This is a genomic window from Paraburkholderia sp. BR13444 (assembly GCF_040948755.1).
GTDB classification, from domain to species: Bacteria; Pseudomonadota; Gammaproteobacteria; order Burkholderiales; family Burkholderiaceae; genus Paraburkholderia; species Paraburkholderia youngii.
This window is the reverse complement of record NZ_JBFPKM010000008.1, coordinates 92,998-109,105: the sequence shown is the minus strand read 5'-3', so window position 1 is coordinate 109,105 and position 16,108 is coordinate 92,998. Positions and strand designations below refer to the sequence as shown.

At 57.4% G+C, this 16,108-nt stretch carries 11 protein-coding genes; 3 read left to right on the top strand and 8 right to left on the bottom strand.

Annotation, left to right across the window (positions count from 1 at the left end; genetic code table 11):
- Window positions 1–96: 96 nt before the first annotated feature.
- Window positions 97–2,667 (top strand): DNA phosphorothioation-associated putative methyltransferase, encoded by a 2,571-nt coding sequence (locus AB3X95_RS22765; protein WP_368622615.1) that lies wholly within the window; start codon window positions 97–99, stop codon window positions 2,665–2,667.
- Window positions 2,668–2,819: 152 nt separating this feature from the next.
- Here the strand turns inward: AB3X95_RS22765 and dndE are convergent, their stop codons facing one another.
- From dndE to AB3X95_RS22735, 6 genes are all read right to left on the bottom strand, one after another.
- Complete coding sequence (dndE, locus tag AB3X95_RS22760; protein ID WP_368622614.1) at window positions 2,820–3,191, bottom strand: DNA sulfur modification protein DndE; 372 nt, start codon at window positions 3,189–3,191, stop codon at window positions 2,820–2,822.
- The gene (gene dndD, locus AB3X95_RS22755; RefSeq protein ID WP_368622613.1) at window positions 3,181–5,205 is read right to left on the bottom strand and encodes a DNA sulfur modification protein DndD; all 2,025 of its coding nucleotides are present in this window, start codon (window positions 5,203–5,205) and stop codon (window positions 3,181–3,183) included. Before dndD ends, dndE begins: the two co-directional genes overlap by 11 nt.
- Complete coding sequence (gene dndC / locus AB3X95_RS22750) at window positions 5,195–6,679, bottom strand: DNA phosphorothioation system sulfurtransferase DndC (RefSeq protein ID WP_368622612.1); 1,485 nt, start codon at window positions 6,677–6,679, stop codon at window positions 5,195–5,197. Before dndC ends, dndD begins: the two co-directional genes overlap by 11 nt.
- 32 nt (window positions 6,680–6,711) lie before the next feature.
- A complete protein-coding gene (gene dndB, locus AB3X95_RS22745) occupies window positions 6,712–7,794 on the bottom strand; it encodes a DNA sulfur modification protein DndB (protein ID WP_368622611.1) in 1,083 nt (360 codons plus the stop codon).
- Window positions 7,795–8,151: 357 nt separating this feature from the next.
- On the bottom strand, window positions 8,152–10,200 hold the full coding sequence (locus AB3X95_RS22740; RefSeq protein ID WP_368622610.1) for a hypothetical protein: 2,049 nt from the start codon (window positions 10,198–10,200) through the stop codon (window positions 8,152–8,154).
- Window positions 10,201–10,202: 2 nt separating this feature from the next.
- A complete protein-coding gene (locus AB3X95_RS22735) occupies window positions 10,203–10,847 on the bottom strand; it encodes a GIY-YIG nuclease family protein (protein ID WP_368622609.1) in 645 nt (214 codons plus the stop codon).
- Between the two features lie 646 nt (window positions 10,848–11,493).
- Here AB3X95_RS22735 and AB3X95_RS22730 point away from each other — a divergent pair.
- Entirely contained in the window at window positions 11,494–12,942 is a 1,449-nt protein-coding gene (locus tag AB3X95_RS22730) for a YifB family Mg chelatase-like AAA ATPase (RefSeq protein ID WP_368622608.1), read from the top strand.
- Window positions 12,943–13,274: 332 nt separating this feature from the next.
- On the opposite strand, the gene AB3X95_RS22725 is transcribed toward AB3X95_RS22730, so the two are convergent.
- Window positions 13,275–13,793 (bottom strand): hypothetical protein, encoded by a 519-nt coding sequence (locus tag AB3X95_RS22725; protein ID WP_255215170.1) that lies wholly within the window; start codon window positions 13,791–13,793, stop codon window positions 13,275–13,277.
- A 370-nt stretch (window positions 13,794–14,163) separates the two neighbouring features.
- Between AB3X95_RS22725 and AB3X95_RS22720 the strand changes: the two genes are divergently transcribed.
- A complete protein-coding gene (locus tag AB3X95_RS22720; RefSeq protein WP_176122234.1) occupies window positions 14,164–14,700 on the top strand; it encodes a TlpA disulfide reductase family protein in 537 nt (178 codons plus the stop codon).
- 58 nt (window positions 14,701–14,758) lie between these two features.
- Here AB3X95_RS22720 and AB3X95_RS22715 read toward each other — a convergent pair whose 3' ends face one another.
- The gene (locus tag AB3X95_RS22715) at window positions 14,759–16,108 is read right to left on the bottom strand and encodes a sigma-54-dependent transcriptional regulator (RefSeq protein ID WP_368622607.1); all 1,350 of its coding nucleotides are present in this window, start codon (window positions 16,106–16,108) and stop codon (window positions 14,759–14,761) included.

Sequence of the window (16,108 nt, the reverse complement as noted above, 5' to 3'; positions counted from 1 at the left end):
TGAGAGCGCGGCCCCCTCCCATCTGACGAATTCCTTCCTAGGCCCGCATCGACGAATTACACTCAATCACGCATTCGATCATATCTAGGTGAGCAAATGTGTGCCATTGGTAAGACGATAGCCGACGAGTTCTATATTCACCTTTCGGTTCTCGATGATGTTCGAGACGTGGAAATCAGGACGCGGATAAGGGCGGCCGTTTACGCACTGTCATCATGCATCGGCGCCAATCCGAACGTAGCGAAGTACAACTCTCGTACTAAACGCGTCACCCTCCTCGACTACCCTCAGTTTTTCGAGGATCCCTTTCCGAGCTTGGCATGTTCGTGGGGGTTCCCTGACGGTGCTCGTGAGCCAATTTCGATTCGGCACTATGAAGACTCGCTCAATCCGCCCATCTTGCACAGGAAGGAACTCCTCGTCGGGGATAAACACCCGAGCTATTCCGCCTGGGCCGAATTAACCGCGAGCGCCGAAGCGTTCGGCTTGTTTGATGACACAAGGATTATTGGTTTTGCCGCGAATTGGGAGAAACTGCTCAGTGAAAAGAGTCTTCATGTAGTCGCACACTCGATCTTACCGCTGGGCAACGACGTATCCACGGTAAAAGGGATATCTGCTGGCGCCTCTGACGCGAAGGTGGTCTCGAGACATTTGACCGCTCTTTCTCGCACGGCGATATCCGCGCCTGTACAACTGTTGGAAAGGCACGGATATCTTGAATCCGGGAGGAGCTTTTTCGACTACGGCTGCGGAAGAGGGGGCGACATCGATACCCTAATCAATGCCGGGATCTCCGCATCGGGGTGGGATCCATACTACCGCCCAGCTGAATCACTTGTGAAAGCTGATGTTGTCAATCTCGGCTTTGTAGTCAATGTCATCGAGGATCCAGCTGAACGGGTAGAAGCACTGACCAAAGCTTTTTCGCTAGCGAACGAGGTGCTTTCGGTTAGTGTGATGCTAGATAGTGGCAAAAACGGCGGAACGCCCTTTCGAGACGGCGTCCTGACATCGCGAGAAACCTTCCAGAAGTATTTCACGCAGAGCGAGTTTCGAGATTATCTTGAAATGACACTCGGCCGAGACGTTTTCATGGTCGGGCCGGGAATTGCATTCGTCTTTGCGACGTCTGACGCAGAGCAGCGCTTCATCGTTAGTCGATATAGGCGCCACGGAATATCACGAACGTTGTCCCGAGTCCATCGGCCGCACCTCGTCCAACCAGTGGCCACGGCAAGCCGAACGAGCACAGCAGACGCACGGGCAATCGCAGAGAAGGAACAGCTCGAGCCTCTATGGAATGCAACGCTAGAACTTGGCCGGTATCCGGAAGCAGACGAAGTATCGGACTGCGCCGCGACGATCGCGCGGTTTGGTAGCGTCAACAAAGCGCTACGCAAGCTCGGAAGGCACTTTGATCTCAAGCTCTTGGAGACCGCGGCGCGATTTCGTGCCGAGGAGCTCAGCTTGACACTAGCCATCCAACGTTTCGACGACAAGCCGCCCTTCCAAAGCTTAGAGCGACAGCTTCAACGCGATATCAAAGCATTTTTCGGAAGTTATAGGGTAGCTCAGGATGCGGCACTGCGTCTCATGAAAAATGCTGCAGATCCGAACGTAATTCTCGACGCTTGCCAAATGGCGGCTTCAGCAGGTTTCGGGCATCTCGACGGGACGCATTCGCTTCAAGTGCACGTCTCCTTGGTGGAACGCTTACCGGCCGTCCTGCGCTTTTATGTTTACTGCGGTCTTCGGTTGTGGGATTCGATCAGCGATGTTCAGCTCATCAAAATCCACATCTGTTCTGGAAAGCTCAGCTTGATGGAATACGCGGATTTCGACATAGCGCCGTTACCACGACTGCGGCGTCGGATCAAAGTGTTCCTGCGAAAGCTTGATTACCAAGTGTTCGATTACGGAACCATAGAATATCCGATGCCGCTGCTTTATCGAAAGAGCCATTACCTGCACGAAGAGTATCCTCGATACGCGGAACAGCAAGCCTTCGATGAAGCGCTCGACAGAATCGGGGTACCGGGTGAAAAGGAATTCGGTCCAGCGTTGGAGCAACTGGAAGAAATCTTAGAAACGCACAGGCTACGCGTCGCTGGATTCAGCGTCGAACCCAGCGTGACGTTTCCTGACTTAGACGCGTTGTGCGGAACCCGGCTGACCTATCGAGCGCTGATTGAATGCGGAGAAACGCGTACTCGACTGGGCCTGTCGAATTTACCGCTCAATGTTTCGACATACAACGCACTTCACGCCCTCGCCGTACATGTCCTCGACCCAGTGATCGACTATTTTGGCCCGATTCGACTTACGTATGGCTTTTCTTCACCCGAACTCTCGAAGCAGATTCAAAGCGGCATCGCGCCGAAACTAGACCAACACGCCGCCTGTGAACACTCTTCGCGAGGCAAATTGTTATGCGAACGCGGCGGCGCCGCTTGTGACTTCATCGTCGACGACGAGGCTATGGACGAGGTGGCACTGTGGATCATTGACCACACTCCGTTCGACCGTCTCTATTTTTATGGGCCAGATCGCCCCATTCATGTTAGCTACTCGAACGAGCCAGCGGGAGTAGCCTACATGATGGTTCGCTCAACCGATGGGAAGCTAATGCCTCGCCCCTTTCGTGCTAGCGATCGTCTTTCTTAGCCAAGTGAACGCGATTTGCTATGCGAGCCTGTCGACCAAATCAGTTTTTGCCAAGCGTTGAGCTAGAGACAGCAGTAACACGTGCCGCTGATCCTGACCCGCCGTTACCAAGATACCGACTGACACGTCAATGCCGACCCGGTATCCGGGGTTTATGCGGCTACAGCTTGCCCGTTGAGGCCGCTGTGTCGAACGAGGTCCAATAAGGATCGTGACTTCCTTAGGACTTCAAGCCCGTCATCGATATGGCTCGCTAGCACGGCCGCGGCTGTCTTGCTATCAAGGTCACCATGAACTTGACGAACCAAACACTCGAAAAGAAGACCATATTCGCCAAAGAGTGTGGGGGAGTTGAACTCGCTACCGGTTGCGTCCGTTACCTTCAGGCCGCCGTCTTTCCCGCCCTCAAGCGAGATGAGGAGGGCCATTCGGCAAACGATATTGGGAGTTACACCGGTCCGCGCTTTGAGCAGTTTCAAAGTGTCCGCTGCGGACTTCGATATGCGAATTCTCTTAGGCAGCATTGGCACCTTCCTCGCGCTTCCAGAAATAGCCTTCGTCGACGCTCGTATAACCTTGCTGCTGGTCGTACTTCAAGTGATACGCGTGCGAGATATAAGGCTGCAACCCTTGATAGAACACCTGGTCGACCTCCGTATCGGTCGACAATACGATGACCTGGTGGCTCGCTACAGGGAAGTACGACTCGACCAGTTTGCTTCGATGGTGACTGTCCAATCTGCCGAGCGGCGTGTCAATGATGATGGGCAGATTTCGACCAGAGGTCTTTGCCAAAGCTTCGAGCATCGCAATCGCGAAAATTTGCTTCTCGCCCGCCGAAAGCCGCTTCTTCGGTATCGGTGCGCCATGCCGATCGCTCAAAGTCAGCTCGAAGGTCTTCGAGTCAATTCGCGCATCGGTAACGATGTCGTCCTTTCTCGCCAAGCGCTTGAAAGCACGAACAAAGTGCATCCGGAGTAGTTTGCACTTCTCCTCCGCCGCCACTGTCTTGAACGATGTCAAAACGCTCTGGATATCCGAGGCTAACACGTCCGCCTGCGTTGAGGTGCCAACTTGCTGGAGACGCATTTCGGCTTTTTTCTGCTTGCGCGTCACGTCAATGGCGGCCCAGACCTGACTGCGAATGGACTCGAGCAGTGTCCGCTTCCGGATTTCGAGTTCAGCAACTGCCTTCGTTGCTTCCTGAAGCTCAGCGAACGCGTCGCGAATTGACTCATCGGAGGGGGCGTGCGAGAGTCGATCCTGCAAATCCACCTCGCGCTGCACGATGTTCTCGGCGGCTTGATGTGTTGCAAACAACTCTCGAGCACCCGATACCGCTCCTCGCTTGAACGCGTCAGTGAATCGCGACACGTCGGCAGCGGTCAATCCGTGCAGCGAAGACTTCTCGCTGCCAGCGGCGAAATCGCCTGACAGTGCCTCGAGCCAATTGTCGACACACGCGTTAACAATACGCTTGCTTTTGCGAATTTCTTCGATCTTGCCGAGCTCCGTTTTCAGAGTCTTTATCTTTGACGTAAGCGCACGACCAACTGCGGCGCGCTCGGATCGTGCGTGCTCCTCCTCGAGCGTCTCCAAAACTGCACCTGACAGCTTCGGTACAAGGTTGAAGATAGCCAATCCGGACAATTGTTCGCGGAGGCGTTCTTCCTGTACTGTGCGTTTGTGACGGAGCTCCTCGAGTTCCTGGACGATCGCGTTGCGGTCCACTGCCCACGCGCCACCACGATCACTTAACGCAGCCTGCTTACGCTCCATCTCAAGCCTTTTTGCATCAAGCTGCGGGTAGACCTCGTTCGTCAGCGTCTTTTCCGCGGCACTAATGTCTTGCATGAGCTCGTCGTAACGTTGCTGCAGCGCTTCCAGCTCGGTCTTTGCGCCGTCGTGCATGTCCGCCGCTTTCCGATTGCGCTGGTAAATACCGAGGTCGCTGGAAAGACGATCCGCAACGTCGAGGCCCAAGAGGCGACGGATTGCGTCCGCCAAAACTTCGTTGCCGTCGTCGTTGGCGAGCTCGGCAATTTTCTCGCCGTCGAAGAAAAAGAACTGCGAAACGCCTTCAGGGACAAGTTGAGAGAGGAATGCCTGCGCCTGCTCGCCCGTCAAGAGAGGCGCGTCGGTGTCGCGCTGAAAAACTCGTAGCGTCTCGTCCACTGCCGCGCCTCGGTCTACCCAACTACGCTGCACGCGATAGTGGATCCGTTCTCCGAACCGAGCGTATGCGAACTCCAGCTCAATAAATGCTCTGTCGGCTCGGACGAGCTGGTTCGCCGGCGCGTGGATCAGGCCCCTCAGGAACGCATAATAGTCCTTCTGCGTAACCGACATATCGACCGATTGGCGGCCATACAGCGCGAGCCGCACAGCGCTTAGAAGCGTCGTCTTTCCGGCACCGTTCAGGCCGCCAAACAGCACAATCGGCCGCTTCGCACCGTATTTTGTCCGGGGAACGAGGTCGATGACGTGCTGACCTCGATACGTTCCAACGTCGTTGATTGTTAGTCGCTCAAGCAGCATCGCCCAACACCTTTCCAAGTTCAGCGTATTTTTTCAACAAATCCTCTTCCTGCCTCACGTAGCTACCGATCTTCACTTTCTTCTCGGTCTCTCTACGCACGGCGACTGCATCTTCGGACCAGTCTCGTGACAGGAGCTCGGACAACTCTCGCTGCAAGTTGGACCGCCGGGCGTAGCCTTCATACGACACTTCAAGCTCAAGCAGTTTCATGAGCAGTTGTCTAGGAAGACTCTGCTCCGCACAGAGCCGATCGATGAGTCGTGCCTCTTCGCCCGTGAAAATAAAGTCGTCGTTGACGTCCCAGTCGAGCGACTTGCCCACGACATCGTGATAGATCGCGAGGACCGAATCTTCCCAGTCGGGTTCGTTAGGATCCTGTCGCCACTCGACCCGAATGCGCTCGAGCTCTGGCTTCGTGATCAGCTCGTATTCGGCACCAGGATTGTTCTCGTTGACCAACAGCTGATTCTCGAGAAGCTGCCGGAGCAACTGCTTCCGGTATTCAAGCCGGTACGGCCCAAGGACGTGCTTGCTGACCGGTTCCGTACCCTCTTGTTTGACGAACACGGTAATCGACCCGTCTCTTCGACGGGCGTTACGAAACTCGCTCTTTCGCTCAGGCGACGTTGTGGCATGCAGCTGATTCCGGAAGTCGCGCAACGGAATCATCCATGTGTGACCGGTCTCGATGAGACCGTCCATCGCTCGATCCTTCTGCACGACCGTGCAAACCCAGCATCCGAAACGCGAATTTCCGCAAGACGGAGTACTCGTGTCGATGACAAGAGGGCATTCGCCCGCGTTTGAATCTTTATAAAGATCGAAGAGCGCCTGATGGTCTCCGCCCCAGGGGGCCGGCCCGGAGAAGAGATACTCCCACACGTCGTCCGCGCTCCACAGGTCGATCGGCGTGAAGACATAAGCGTTGGGAAGCGAGACATGGCGTGCCAACCGCGACCCTTGGATGCGATGCTTCTTCATCACCTGCGCGCGGGAGGCGCTTTCCTGCATGCGCGAGCCAAGTACAACGACGACTTCCCCGTGAGCCGCGACTTTCTCCGTGATGAATTCGCTGACGGGATCGATCTTCATTCGCTCGGTACACCAGCGGAACTGACGTGTTGGAGCAGGATATCCCTTGCCGATCAAGTTCACCCAGAAAGTCTCCGCGACCTTTGGAGTTACCGGCTCCGCGACTTCGATTGGAAGTCCCTTCGTGGAGGCCATCGTTCGCAAGCTTGCCAAGGTCTCGCGGATCAGATTGACCACAAGCGGCGTCTCAACGAGCGTATCGGACGAAACGATGTAGACGGGTTTCGTACGCTTCGTTTGCGGTAGCAGTTCAAGCGCCTCGAAGACAAGTCGGACGACCGCGGTGGAGTCCTTACCGCCACTGTAACCAATGACCCAAGGCCGAGAGTCGGCTTCGTAGACACGCACGATATCGTCGCGTGAAAGCTGGAGGTGTTCCATAAAATTAAGGTTCAATCAGTGAGCGAAGGTAATCACTGGAGTTGCTTCTCGAGCTCAGCTTCGTCCGGCGACAAAGAAAGGCCCAAAGTAGTTTTGATGCTGTTCGCTGTCAGCTGGACGTTCGTAGACGCCTTGCTAATTCGTCCATGCACCATGGCTCGGCCCTCCCAAAGTTTTTGATTGGAGCGCGACCAATCCAACTGCCGCAGGGCCTTTAATGCGCCTCTCCAATTACGTGGCCGCCTAGATAGCAACTCAGCTCCGGCGATGCCGAGCGCTTGCAGAGTTACACCGTGTGCGTGAATGAATTCCTGACGCAATTCTGCGGTCGACGCCTCGCGTGTTCGAGCTCTTCCCCAGTCAGGAATATTGTCTGCCACGGCATCCCAGTACTCCTTAGCGACCAGCTTTTCTTCTATAGAGACTTCGTCTTTGACCTGCTTCCGGAGCAGCGCCCGACTGGCGTGCTTGATGCTGCTCAATGTGAACAGTTTCGTGGACCTATTCGATATGCTCGACTTCTCCATCTCAGTCAGCCCTCGAAAGGCGAGGCATTCAGCCGCAAGGTAACGGGCAAGGTCCGATCCCGGATCTCTAAAGTCATAGAGTGTTCCAAGCGAATTACTGGGACGCACTGCGTATTTATTTAGGTCCGCAAACATCTGCTGACTTCTCGCGAGACCTTCGTCCACGAAGAACAGGACTGGAACGTTATCCTGCCCCAATTCAGGCGTTTCGCGTATTGCCTCTTCGATGGCGGCACGCCGATGCTGGCCATCGTTAATGAGGATCCGCGCATCCATTGGAATTTGAAGCAAGCCCAACGAGCCGTGACGGTCCTCGTCAAATGAGACAAAGCGCACTTCCGCATCGACTGAAGCGGTGAGTGCAGATAGAACATACGACTTCGGATTGCTTGTAAGGTAGTGCGCTATTTCGGGCACGCGCGCTCGATTCAAGGTTCGCTGAGCCCGCAGCTCAGGCGGAACCTCCTCCTCGTCGAAAACAAAGAGACGGGGAATCATGCGTAGCGGACACATGGCGATATAGAAGTCTCGCCCCGCCTGCCGTCCCTGAGCCGCAGGAAACGTATGGAAGTAGCCCTGTTCGTCCATGGAAGGTTGCAAATGTCGGATATGCCCCGGCATTTTATCACTTCCTCCTGCGACCTGGAAGTCATTTTTAACTTCCACAGTCCTGGATAGGCTTTCGATCCGACGTGAGGGGGTCACGCTCGCTAAGTTTTGAGCCTAGAAGCGGCCTTTTATCGAGCTATGTAGCGATTACATTACTTAATCACCTGTCCGAATGTCGAAGCAGTAGCTCATGAAGCGGCTTGCAGACGGTCGGTGCGACATGACGCCATAAGCCATCAGCGCCTGCCCGCCGCGATGACTGCAACGAAAAAAGCGCTACATCTGGTCGACGACGATTCTCGAACAGGGTGCAGCGCTCGACTAACGCGCCGTCCTTTAATCTGCGTCGTTCGATGCCGCAAATGGCTTGAGGCCTTCAAGAAAAATCTGCTTCAACCGCGCTCTTGCAATGCGGTCGCACTCTTTGTCGGATAGATCTTCACTTCCCTTGATGACAGAGGCCGCATTTTGAGGAGAAAACAGTCCATACAGCTTCTCAGTACTGTCAAAGACGCCGGGCCATTTTAACTGCGAACCCTTAGTGCAGAAGTGTTTCAGGATACTCGCCGCATCAACAACGGATTCATTTTCTGAATCTCCTTCACCATTTGTCTTCGAAATTGTCAGATCTTGACCGGTGCTTTTCGCAAAACGCCATCCGAAATACCAAAGCCGAAGCAAGTCAAGAATTCTCGCTTCGCTTGCGCCTGAAACCCTTATCTTTCGGCTACCGTAGTTCACGGCGATGAAGGTCCAAAGCTCATGAGTCGCCCCCGGCAGCGGAGCGTGAACCCGAAGAACATCGGCTTCGTAGAGCCTGTCCAAAAAGTAAATGTAATCGTTGACGTCGCCAAAACGCGTTCGATCGTCTTCAGGCGCCTCGACAAAGAGGCTTTGTCCGAGCCTAACTAACGCCTTCTGAAAGATGGTTTTGAATGCCCACTGTTCGCCCAAAGGGTCTTGTCCCACGCCTTTGATCTTTTCGATCGCTGAGCTGTGGTCGTCGATAACAAGCTTCTTCCAATGATCACCGTGATTAAACTGCAGGTCCTTCGCTAAAGCTTCCTGGTGTCCCCGTGGTTGCGACAAGTACTGACCAAATTCGCCTTCAATCAGATTATGATTACGGGCGTACTCGATCACCTTACTGTAGGGCGCAAACCGCCGAAGCAACGATAAAAGCCACGGCTTGAAGGATTCGGAGAATCCTTCAACTGCGGCCGGTAAATAGTTGGGAGGGATACCGGTGAATGGAGCAACCGGGTCGTCGCCATCATCATCAAAGTACTGTCTACGGTAGTAGTCTTCCAGAGATTCGCCTTGATGCATTAGCTGCCGTGGTTCTCCAGTTCCAAGTGACCGAGATACACTCTTGATGAAATCCAAAACCTCTTTCTTCACCATTGGATTGAATGTCTTCAAGTCGATCAGCTCGCGAACAAGCAAATGAAGATTAACCAACGAGTTTAAGTAGTATTTTTGGTCGAACCGATTGTTCGCCTCTTGCCATCTAAGCAGCGACAACGGGAGAAGTTCATCATCGTCAGTGCAGGTCGTCTTGGTGACTAAGGAACGAACACAACATGATTCGACGCTGAGGTCATCCAGAATGATCTGTGTCGCAAGATCGACCTCGCGGGCGTTTTTATTCAGATCAGTGAAGATCTCACGTGCAATACCCTTGATCCCAGACGTTCCTCCGTTAGCGGAGCCGACAAAACCCGCTTCTTTGTGAAGCATGAGGAAAATGATCGGAATCCGTGTTGGACGTTCGATTTCACTCAGCTGCTGATTTTTACCTTCCATCCATAATTTCAAAGCTCGGAGGCGGTGCTGACCATCAACGGCGACAGCGTCCACTCGCTTTTTATCCCACCGTAGTCGCGCGAGGTTTTCAGTCTTAGTAGTTACAAACTGAACCCCTCCGAAAACTGCTTTTCGATCAGCAGCTTTTCCTTCCGCAAAAAAGTCGTCAAATGCGCCGAATTGAGGATCCGGAATCGGTGGATCGTTGTTTTCGTAGTTTTCAAACTGCGATACGATCTTCCCGTCTTTATCCTTCGGCAGCAAGACGATCGTTAAACTATTAAAGAATTTCAGCTTATTCGGCAAGCGAAGATAGCCATCTACGATCTCGCGATTTACTCGCTCGATGTCGATTTGTCGCTGGAACAGTTCTTCCAAGCTATAGATGGTATCTAGGGATGGATTTACCTCTTCGTGGGTTTTTAGCTCAGCGGTGACTCGGTTCAGATCCATGAGACAGGTGAAATATGGCACCTTCACCGTGGGAGAAAGGGAGAACTCGCCTCTAATCCCGTAAAGGGGGACGTTGTAGTTTCTCTGATCGACCTGAGTGTCGACGATCGGCGGAACAAAGCTCATTTTTAACCCAACCTTATTGTAAATCCTGGATTGAACAGTCGCGAAAATACTTCCTCAAATAAACCCTCGTATGGCGAGAGCATATCTAATTCATCCGTTTCGTCGTCGCTTACATTTTCTGAAAACTCGGCTATAGGTGGCGTAGGCACCAAAAGCAGGTAAGTCTGCTCAATATCCAGGCCCGCCTCCTTCAATCGGTTGCGCAATATGCTGCCCCCGCTTAAATGCTGACCGATCCTTGCCTTAAGATTGATCGACTTTCCCACGTAAAGTGGCATTTGGAATAGCATCGACCAGTCAAGCGAGAACTTCATCGCGGCCAAAAACTTATCGTCCTTTAACGCCTTGACCAGTTCGCTCTCTTTGCCTTTCGAGATATTTCCTTTTGACCGCAGTTCGACCTCGTAATATGGTGCAACATCGCCCTTGCGGCTTTGGAACTTGGGCGCGCGAATGGCAGACAATAAATCCTCGGCGAACTCCTCCGGCGACTCCCGAAATCGAAACGACCTAAACCAAGCATAAATGCCGCTCTGCCCGTCTGAGATGCGATCTATAACGGCGCTCGGCCCGGCCGGGAAAGCGGTTAAGTCAAATAGAACGGCGCCCTCGGGCCGCGACAATTCGAGCACTGATGCGCGTAGCATTCTCATATTCCGCCGCAGACCTTTCTGCGTCAACTTGAATCGAAGTCAAATCCTGCTGCGTTTTTTTGGACCGTTCTGCGCAAGATCCTCGCGCTATTATGCCTTCGCTTTCATGCTATGGAACTTGGAATTCGCGAATCGCTCGGAGTCGAGTCCTCCGCAGCGGACCACGACGATAAAACAAGCTCCTAGGTCCTCGAGACGTTTGTGAGCGAGTTCTGCGTCTTGTGGCCCCTTCGTCTGCAATTAACGACCGTCTCGAGCCCGGACTTTATTTCCGAGAGCCTTTTTGGACGGTTCGGTTCGGTCACCCGCACGCTCCTCGGGAGCGGCTCAATCGGCTATGCACCGTTGGCTAGCGGTCATCGCTCGACTCTCGATCATCGAATCAACGGACGAGCCCTTCGCTCCAGTTTGGCGGATATCGAGCGCGCTTTTGCTGTGGACGGGAATTGACATCGCGTCAGCCCGACAACGCGCAACCGCAACCGGGCATCCGGGTGTCGCAGCCGCTCGCCTCGCCGAGTCAGACTGGCTCGCCGCGCACTGAAGGCAATTTGACAGATTTGTAACTTCGCGGGCCGCTGTTTGGTCTGTTACATTTTAAGAATGTCCCAGAGCAAAACCCCGCCCCCATTTTGACAACGTGGCGCGACCAGTCTGGAAAACCGTCAACCTCGCGCCCGCCGATCTGCCGAAAGAATCCGGTCGTTTCGATCTGCCTATCGCGCTCGGCATCCTCGCCGCGAGCGGGCAAATTCCGGCCGAATCGCTGCTCCATCGCGAGTTCGCCGGCGAGCTGTCGCTGACCGGCGCGCTGCGGCCGATGCGGGGCGCGTTCGCGATGGCATGCGGCACCGCGCGGGGCGCTCTGACGAGCGCAGACGCCGCCTGCGCAGACGCCGACGCATCATCTGAAACGCGTTCCGCGTTGCCGACCCTCCTCGATCAGGTAACCACACAGGTTTTTCATACCCCACAGCTCTACCTGCCGGCCGCTAGCGCGGCGGAAGCGGCGCTCGTGCCCGGTGTCGACGTGTTCGGCGCCGCCGATCTGCCGTCGCTATGCGCGCACCTCGCAGGCGCGCCTGACGCGCGTCTTAGCCCGGTCGCCGCACCCGAGCTCCACGAGCACGCCGCCGCTCCGGCGCCGGACATGGCTGACGTGATCGGCCAGCGCGCCGCGCGGCGCGCACTCGAAGTCGCCGCGGCCGGCGGCCATCACGTGCTGCTGATCGGGCCACCCGGCGCCGGCAAGTCGATGCTCGCGGCGCGCCTGCCCGGCCTGCTGCCGCCCATGACCGACGACGAAGCGCTCGCTTCCGCAGCGCTGCTGTCGGCGAGCCGCATCGGCTTCAAGCCGTCGCAGTGGCGGCAGCGGCCGTTTCGCGCGCCGCATCATTCGTCGAGCGCGGCGGCGCTGGTCGGCGGACGCAATCCGCCGCAGCCTGGCGAGATCACGCTCGCGCATCTGGGCGTCCTGTTTCTCGACGAGCTTCCCGAATTCGACCGCGTGGTGCTCGAAACGCTGCGCGAGCCGCTCGAAGCCGGCCGCATCACGATCTCGCGCGCCGCCTGGCAAGCGGACTTCCCCGCCGCCTGCCAACTGATCGCCGCAATGAACCCGTGCCCGTGCGGCTGGCGCGGCGATCCGGGCGGGCGCTGCCGCTGTACGCCCGAAGTTGCGGCGCGCTATCTGCGTAAATTGTCGGGACCGCTGCTCGACCGCATCGACATCCAGCTGGAAATTCCAGCTCTGACCGCCACCGAACTTGCGGCCCGCGCCGCTACCGCCGGCGAGGCAAGCGCGGCGATCGCACACCGCGTAAGCGCTGCGCGCGAGCGGCAACTGGTCCGGCAAGGCAAGACCAACCGCGAACTGGACGGGCGCGAAGTCGACGATGTGTGCCGCCCCGACGCAGCGGGCGAGGCACTGTTGCGCGAAGCCGGCGAGCGCTTCGGCTGGTCGGCGCGCGCGTACTACCGGGTACTGAAGGTCGCGCGCACCGTCGCGGATCTGGCTGGCGTGGCGATGCCGAGCGCCGCGCAGGTCGCCGAGGCAATCCAATACCGCCGCGCTTTTGGCTCGTTATGATGAGAAAAAACTACTGTCAAGACTTGACTTATTCACACAGCCACGATCCTGTTAGATTTTGATACAACTCGAAAGCGCGCAGACAGGCACCCATACAAACCATTGATTTAATTGACTTTTTTAAAACGCCCTGCGCTCATGGATTTTGACGAAAGGCCCGTCTGATGGGCTTTTGCGGCCTTTGAAGGCGACTTCTCAACAGAGTTATCCACAGGTTGTGCGCGTAACTCAAAAAGCTCAACGTAAACCGGTAATTAGCGCGCAAACCTGCGAAGGAACTTTCACTGCATTCGGCATTCTGAGGCGCGTCCGTTCGGCCAAAAATACCGCGTTCAGTAGAGTTGGAACGACGAAAAAAACTGGTCGACCTGGTCTTGCGGCAGCGGTTGATCGGCGATGATCGCCGCCTGGTACACGTGCCGGCCGCGCGCGACGAGCCGCGCATACACGGTGCGCGTTTCGTGTTTGGCGCCCGCGGCGCCGCTCACCGTCATTTCCTGCCCCGGAATCCTGCCGCCCGCCGCCAGCGGGATCTGCACCGCGTGAGCATCGGGTGTCGCGCCGACGTTGCGTGCCAGTCCCGCGCGCAGGAAGTCGAGTGCGGCGCGCTGCGTCGCGTCGCTGTCGTCGGGCAGCATCACGGTGCCGACAGCGAAGACCGCATTGCCCGCTTCGGCAGTCTGCATCGCCATCTGCATGGGTGTGCCGTCGATCTGCACCGCGCGCTGGTCGTTGCCCGGCTTGGCCGGGAAGTCGACCGTGTAGCCCTTGTCGTTATTCATCACGGTGCGCCAGTCGAAGGTCGGCGAGCAGGCGCTGAGCGCGACGCCGAGCGCCAACGCGGCCGTCATCGCGCCGAGCACGGTACGAGCGTGACCGGGTCGCGTGAAAGCGCGAAGGAAATGGCCCGCCGGCCGGAAGACGTCCGCACGGCGGGCGGAAATTCGGCGGATCAACGGAAAGCGGCACGAAACGCGGGCAACCAAGCGGCAGACGCGAAGAACGATTTGGAGCATGGGGCGAAAGAGATCGGGCTTGCGAAGCGTAAAACGCCATTATCCGCTGATCGGCTTCCGGCCCGTCGCGCCGAGCCGCACCCTTCGGCCACCTCGGCGCAGCCGCCCCATTGCAGCTACAATGGAAAAGCTATTCAGCACCGGCCCGAGCGCCATTGCACCGACCCATTGTTCCGCGCCGCGCGCGACTCACGAGGTTCCGTCCATGAGTTCCAATTCACCGACCGCCGCCCGGCGCACGAACCCGCTTCGCTATCTGATTGCGGTGGCCGTGGCCATTGCGCTCGCCGTCGCCGGTTACCTGGCGTTTGCCGGTCAACAGCGCGTGCCAGATGCGACCTTCACGCTGCTATCGGGACAGAAGCTCACGACCGCGGACCTGAAAGGCAAGGTTTATCTGGTCAATTTCTGGGCAACGAGCTGTGACACCTGCATGAAAGAAATGCCGCAGATGGTCGAGACCTATAACCGCTTCAAGGGCCAGGGCCTCGAATTCGTCGCGGTGGCGATGAACTACGACGCGCCGATGTACGTGACCAACTACACGCAAACGCGTCAGTTGCCGTTCAAGGTCGCCATGGACGACGGCTCGGCCGCCAAGCAGTTCGGCAACGTGCAGCTCACGCCGACCACCTTCGTCGTCGATAAAGACGGCAAGATCCTGAAGCGCTACGTCGGCGAGCCGCAATTCGCGGAACTCGACCAGTTGCTCGCGAAAGCGCTGAAAGCTGGCGCGGCTTAAGCCCGGTCAAGCAGTCCGCAACGCGCCGGCGCAATCTCCCGCCGCCGGCGCTCCCTCCTCACCGCTCCCCTTCGCCTTTGGCCGCAAGGCCATATCGCTTGATCTTCTCGTAGAGCGTCGCCTTGCCGAGCTGCAGCCGGTCCGCCGCGACCGCGACCACGCCGCCCGCCTGCTCCAACGCCTCGGCGATCATCGCGCGCTCGAACTGCTCGACACGCTCCTTCAGCGGATGGGTGGCCCCGTCGTCTTCGTCGAACGACAGCACCGGTTCGTCGGCGATGCCGAGTACGAAGCGGTCGGCGGCATTGCGCAGCTCGCGCACGTTGCCCGGCCAGTCGCGCTGCATCAGGCTCGCACGCTGGCGATCGGTGAGCATCGGCGCAGGCCGCTGATAACGGACCGCAGCATCGAGCAGGAAATGCTCGAACAGCGGCACGATGTCCTCGCGACGCTCGCTCAACGGCGGCAGCGCGATCGTCACCACGTTGAGCCGGTACAGCAGATCGCGCCGGAACGAGCCATCCGCGACATGCTCGGCCATATCGCCTTTCGCGGCCGCGATCACACGGCAATTAACGCGAATCGGCTGATTCGAGCCGAGCCGCTCGAGCAAGCCATCCTGCAGCACGCGCAGCAGCTTGACCTGCAGCGCGAGCGGCATGCTCTCGATCTCGTCGAGAAACAGCGTGCCGCCCGACGCATGTTCGAGCTTGCCGATCCGTCGCTTGGCCGCGCCAGTGAACGCGCCCGGCTCGTAGCCGAACATTTCCGATTCGAACATCGGCTCGGGCAGCGCGCCGCAGTTCACCGCGATGAACGGCTTGTCGCGCCGCGGCGACAGCTCGTGCAGGCTGCGTGCGATCAGCTCCTTGCCCGCGCCGGTATCGCCGTTGATCAGCACGGACGCATCGGTCGGCGCGACGTTGGCGATCAGCCGGCGCACCTGCTCGATCGCCGGACTGCGGCCGATGATGCGCGGCGCGACCGCGTTTTGCCCGGCCAGCTCACGGCGCAGCGCGAGGTTTTCGAGCACGAGCTTGCGGCGCTCCATTGCACGCCGCACGGTTTCGATCAGCCGCTCGGACGCGAACGGCTTTTCGATGAAGTCGTAGGCGCCATCGCGCATCGCCTGCACGGCGATCGAGATATCGCCGTGGCCGGTGACCAGAATCACCGGCACGTCGGGCGCGCGCTCGTGGCACTGCGCGAGCAGATCGAGGCCGCTCGCGCCGGGCAGCCGGATATCGCTGACGATCACGCCGGAAAAGTCCGCGCTGATCAGCCTCGCCGCCGCCTCGACCGATGCATGGCCGATCACGTCGAAGCCGGCCAGTTGCAGGCTCTGCACGCTCGCGCGCCGCACCAGTTCGTCGTCTTCGATATACAGCACTTGCAGGCCGTCGTTCAT

What these genes read in the sequence shown, in the direction of transcription:
- AB3X95_RS22720 (WP_176122234.1), top strand. Translation starts at nt 14,164, where the DNA reads ATGAGTTCCAATTCACCGACCGCCGCCCGGCGCACGAACCCGCTTCGC.
- AB3X95_RS22765 (WP_368622615.1), top strand. Translation starts at nt 97, where the DNA reads ATGTGTGCCATTGGTAAGACGATAGCCGACGAGTTCTATATTCACCTT.
- dndB (WP_368622611.1), bottom strand. Translation starts at nt 7,794, where the DNA reads ATGGACGAACAGGGCTACTTCCATACGTTTCCTGCGGCTCAGGGACGG.
- AB3X95_RS22715 (WP_368622607.1), bottom strand. Translation starts at nt 16,108, where the DNA reads ATGAACGACGGCCTGCAAGTGCTGTATATCGAAGACGACGAACTGGTG.
- dndE (WP_368622614.1), bottom strand. Translation starts at nt 3,191, where the DNA reads ATGCTGCCTAAGAGAATTCGCATATCGAAGTCCGCAGCGGACACTTTG.
- dndD (WP_368622613.1), bottom strand. Translation starts at nt 5,205, where the DNA reads ATGCTGCTTGAGCGACTAACAATCAACGACGTTGGAACGTATCGAGGT.
- AB3X95_RS22735 (WP_368622609.1), bottom strand. Translation starts at nt 10,847, where the DNA reads ATGCTACGCGCATCAGTGCTCGAATTGTCGCGGCCCGAGGGCGCCGTT.
- AB3X95_RS22740 (WP_368622610.1), bottom strand. Translation starts at nt 10,200, where the DNA reads ATGAGCTTTGTTCCGCCGATCGTCGACACTCAGGTCGATCAGAGAAAC.
- AB3X95_RS22725 (WP_255215170.1), bottom strand. Translation starts at nt 13,793, where the DNA reads ATGACGGCCGCGTTGGCGCTCGGCGTCGCGCTCAGCGCCTGCTCGCCG.
- dndC (WP_368622612.1), bottom strand. Translation starts at nt 6,679, where the DNA reads ATGGAACACCTCCAGCTTTCACGCGACGATATCGTGCGTGTCTACGAA.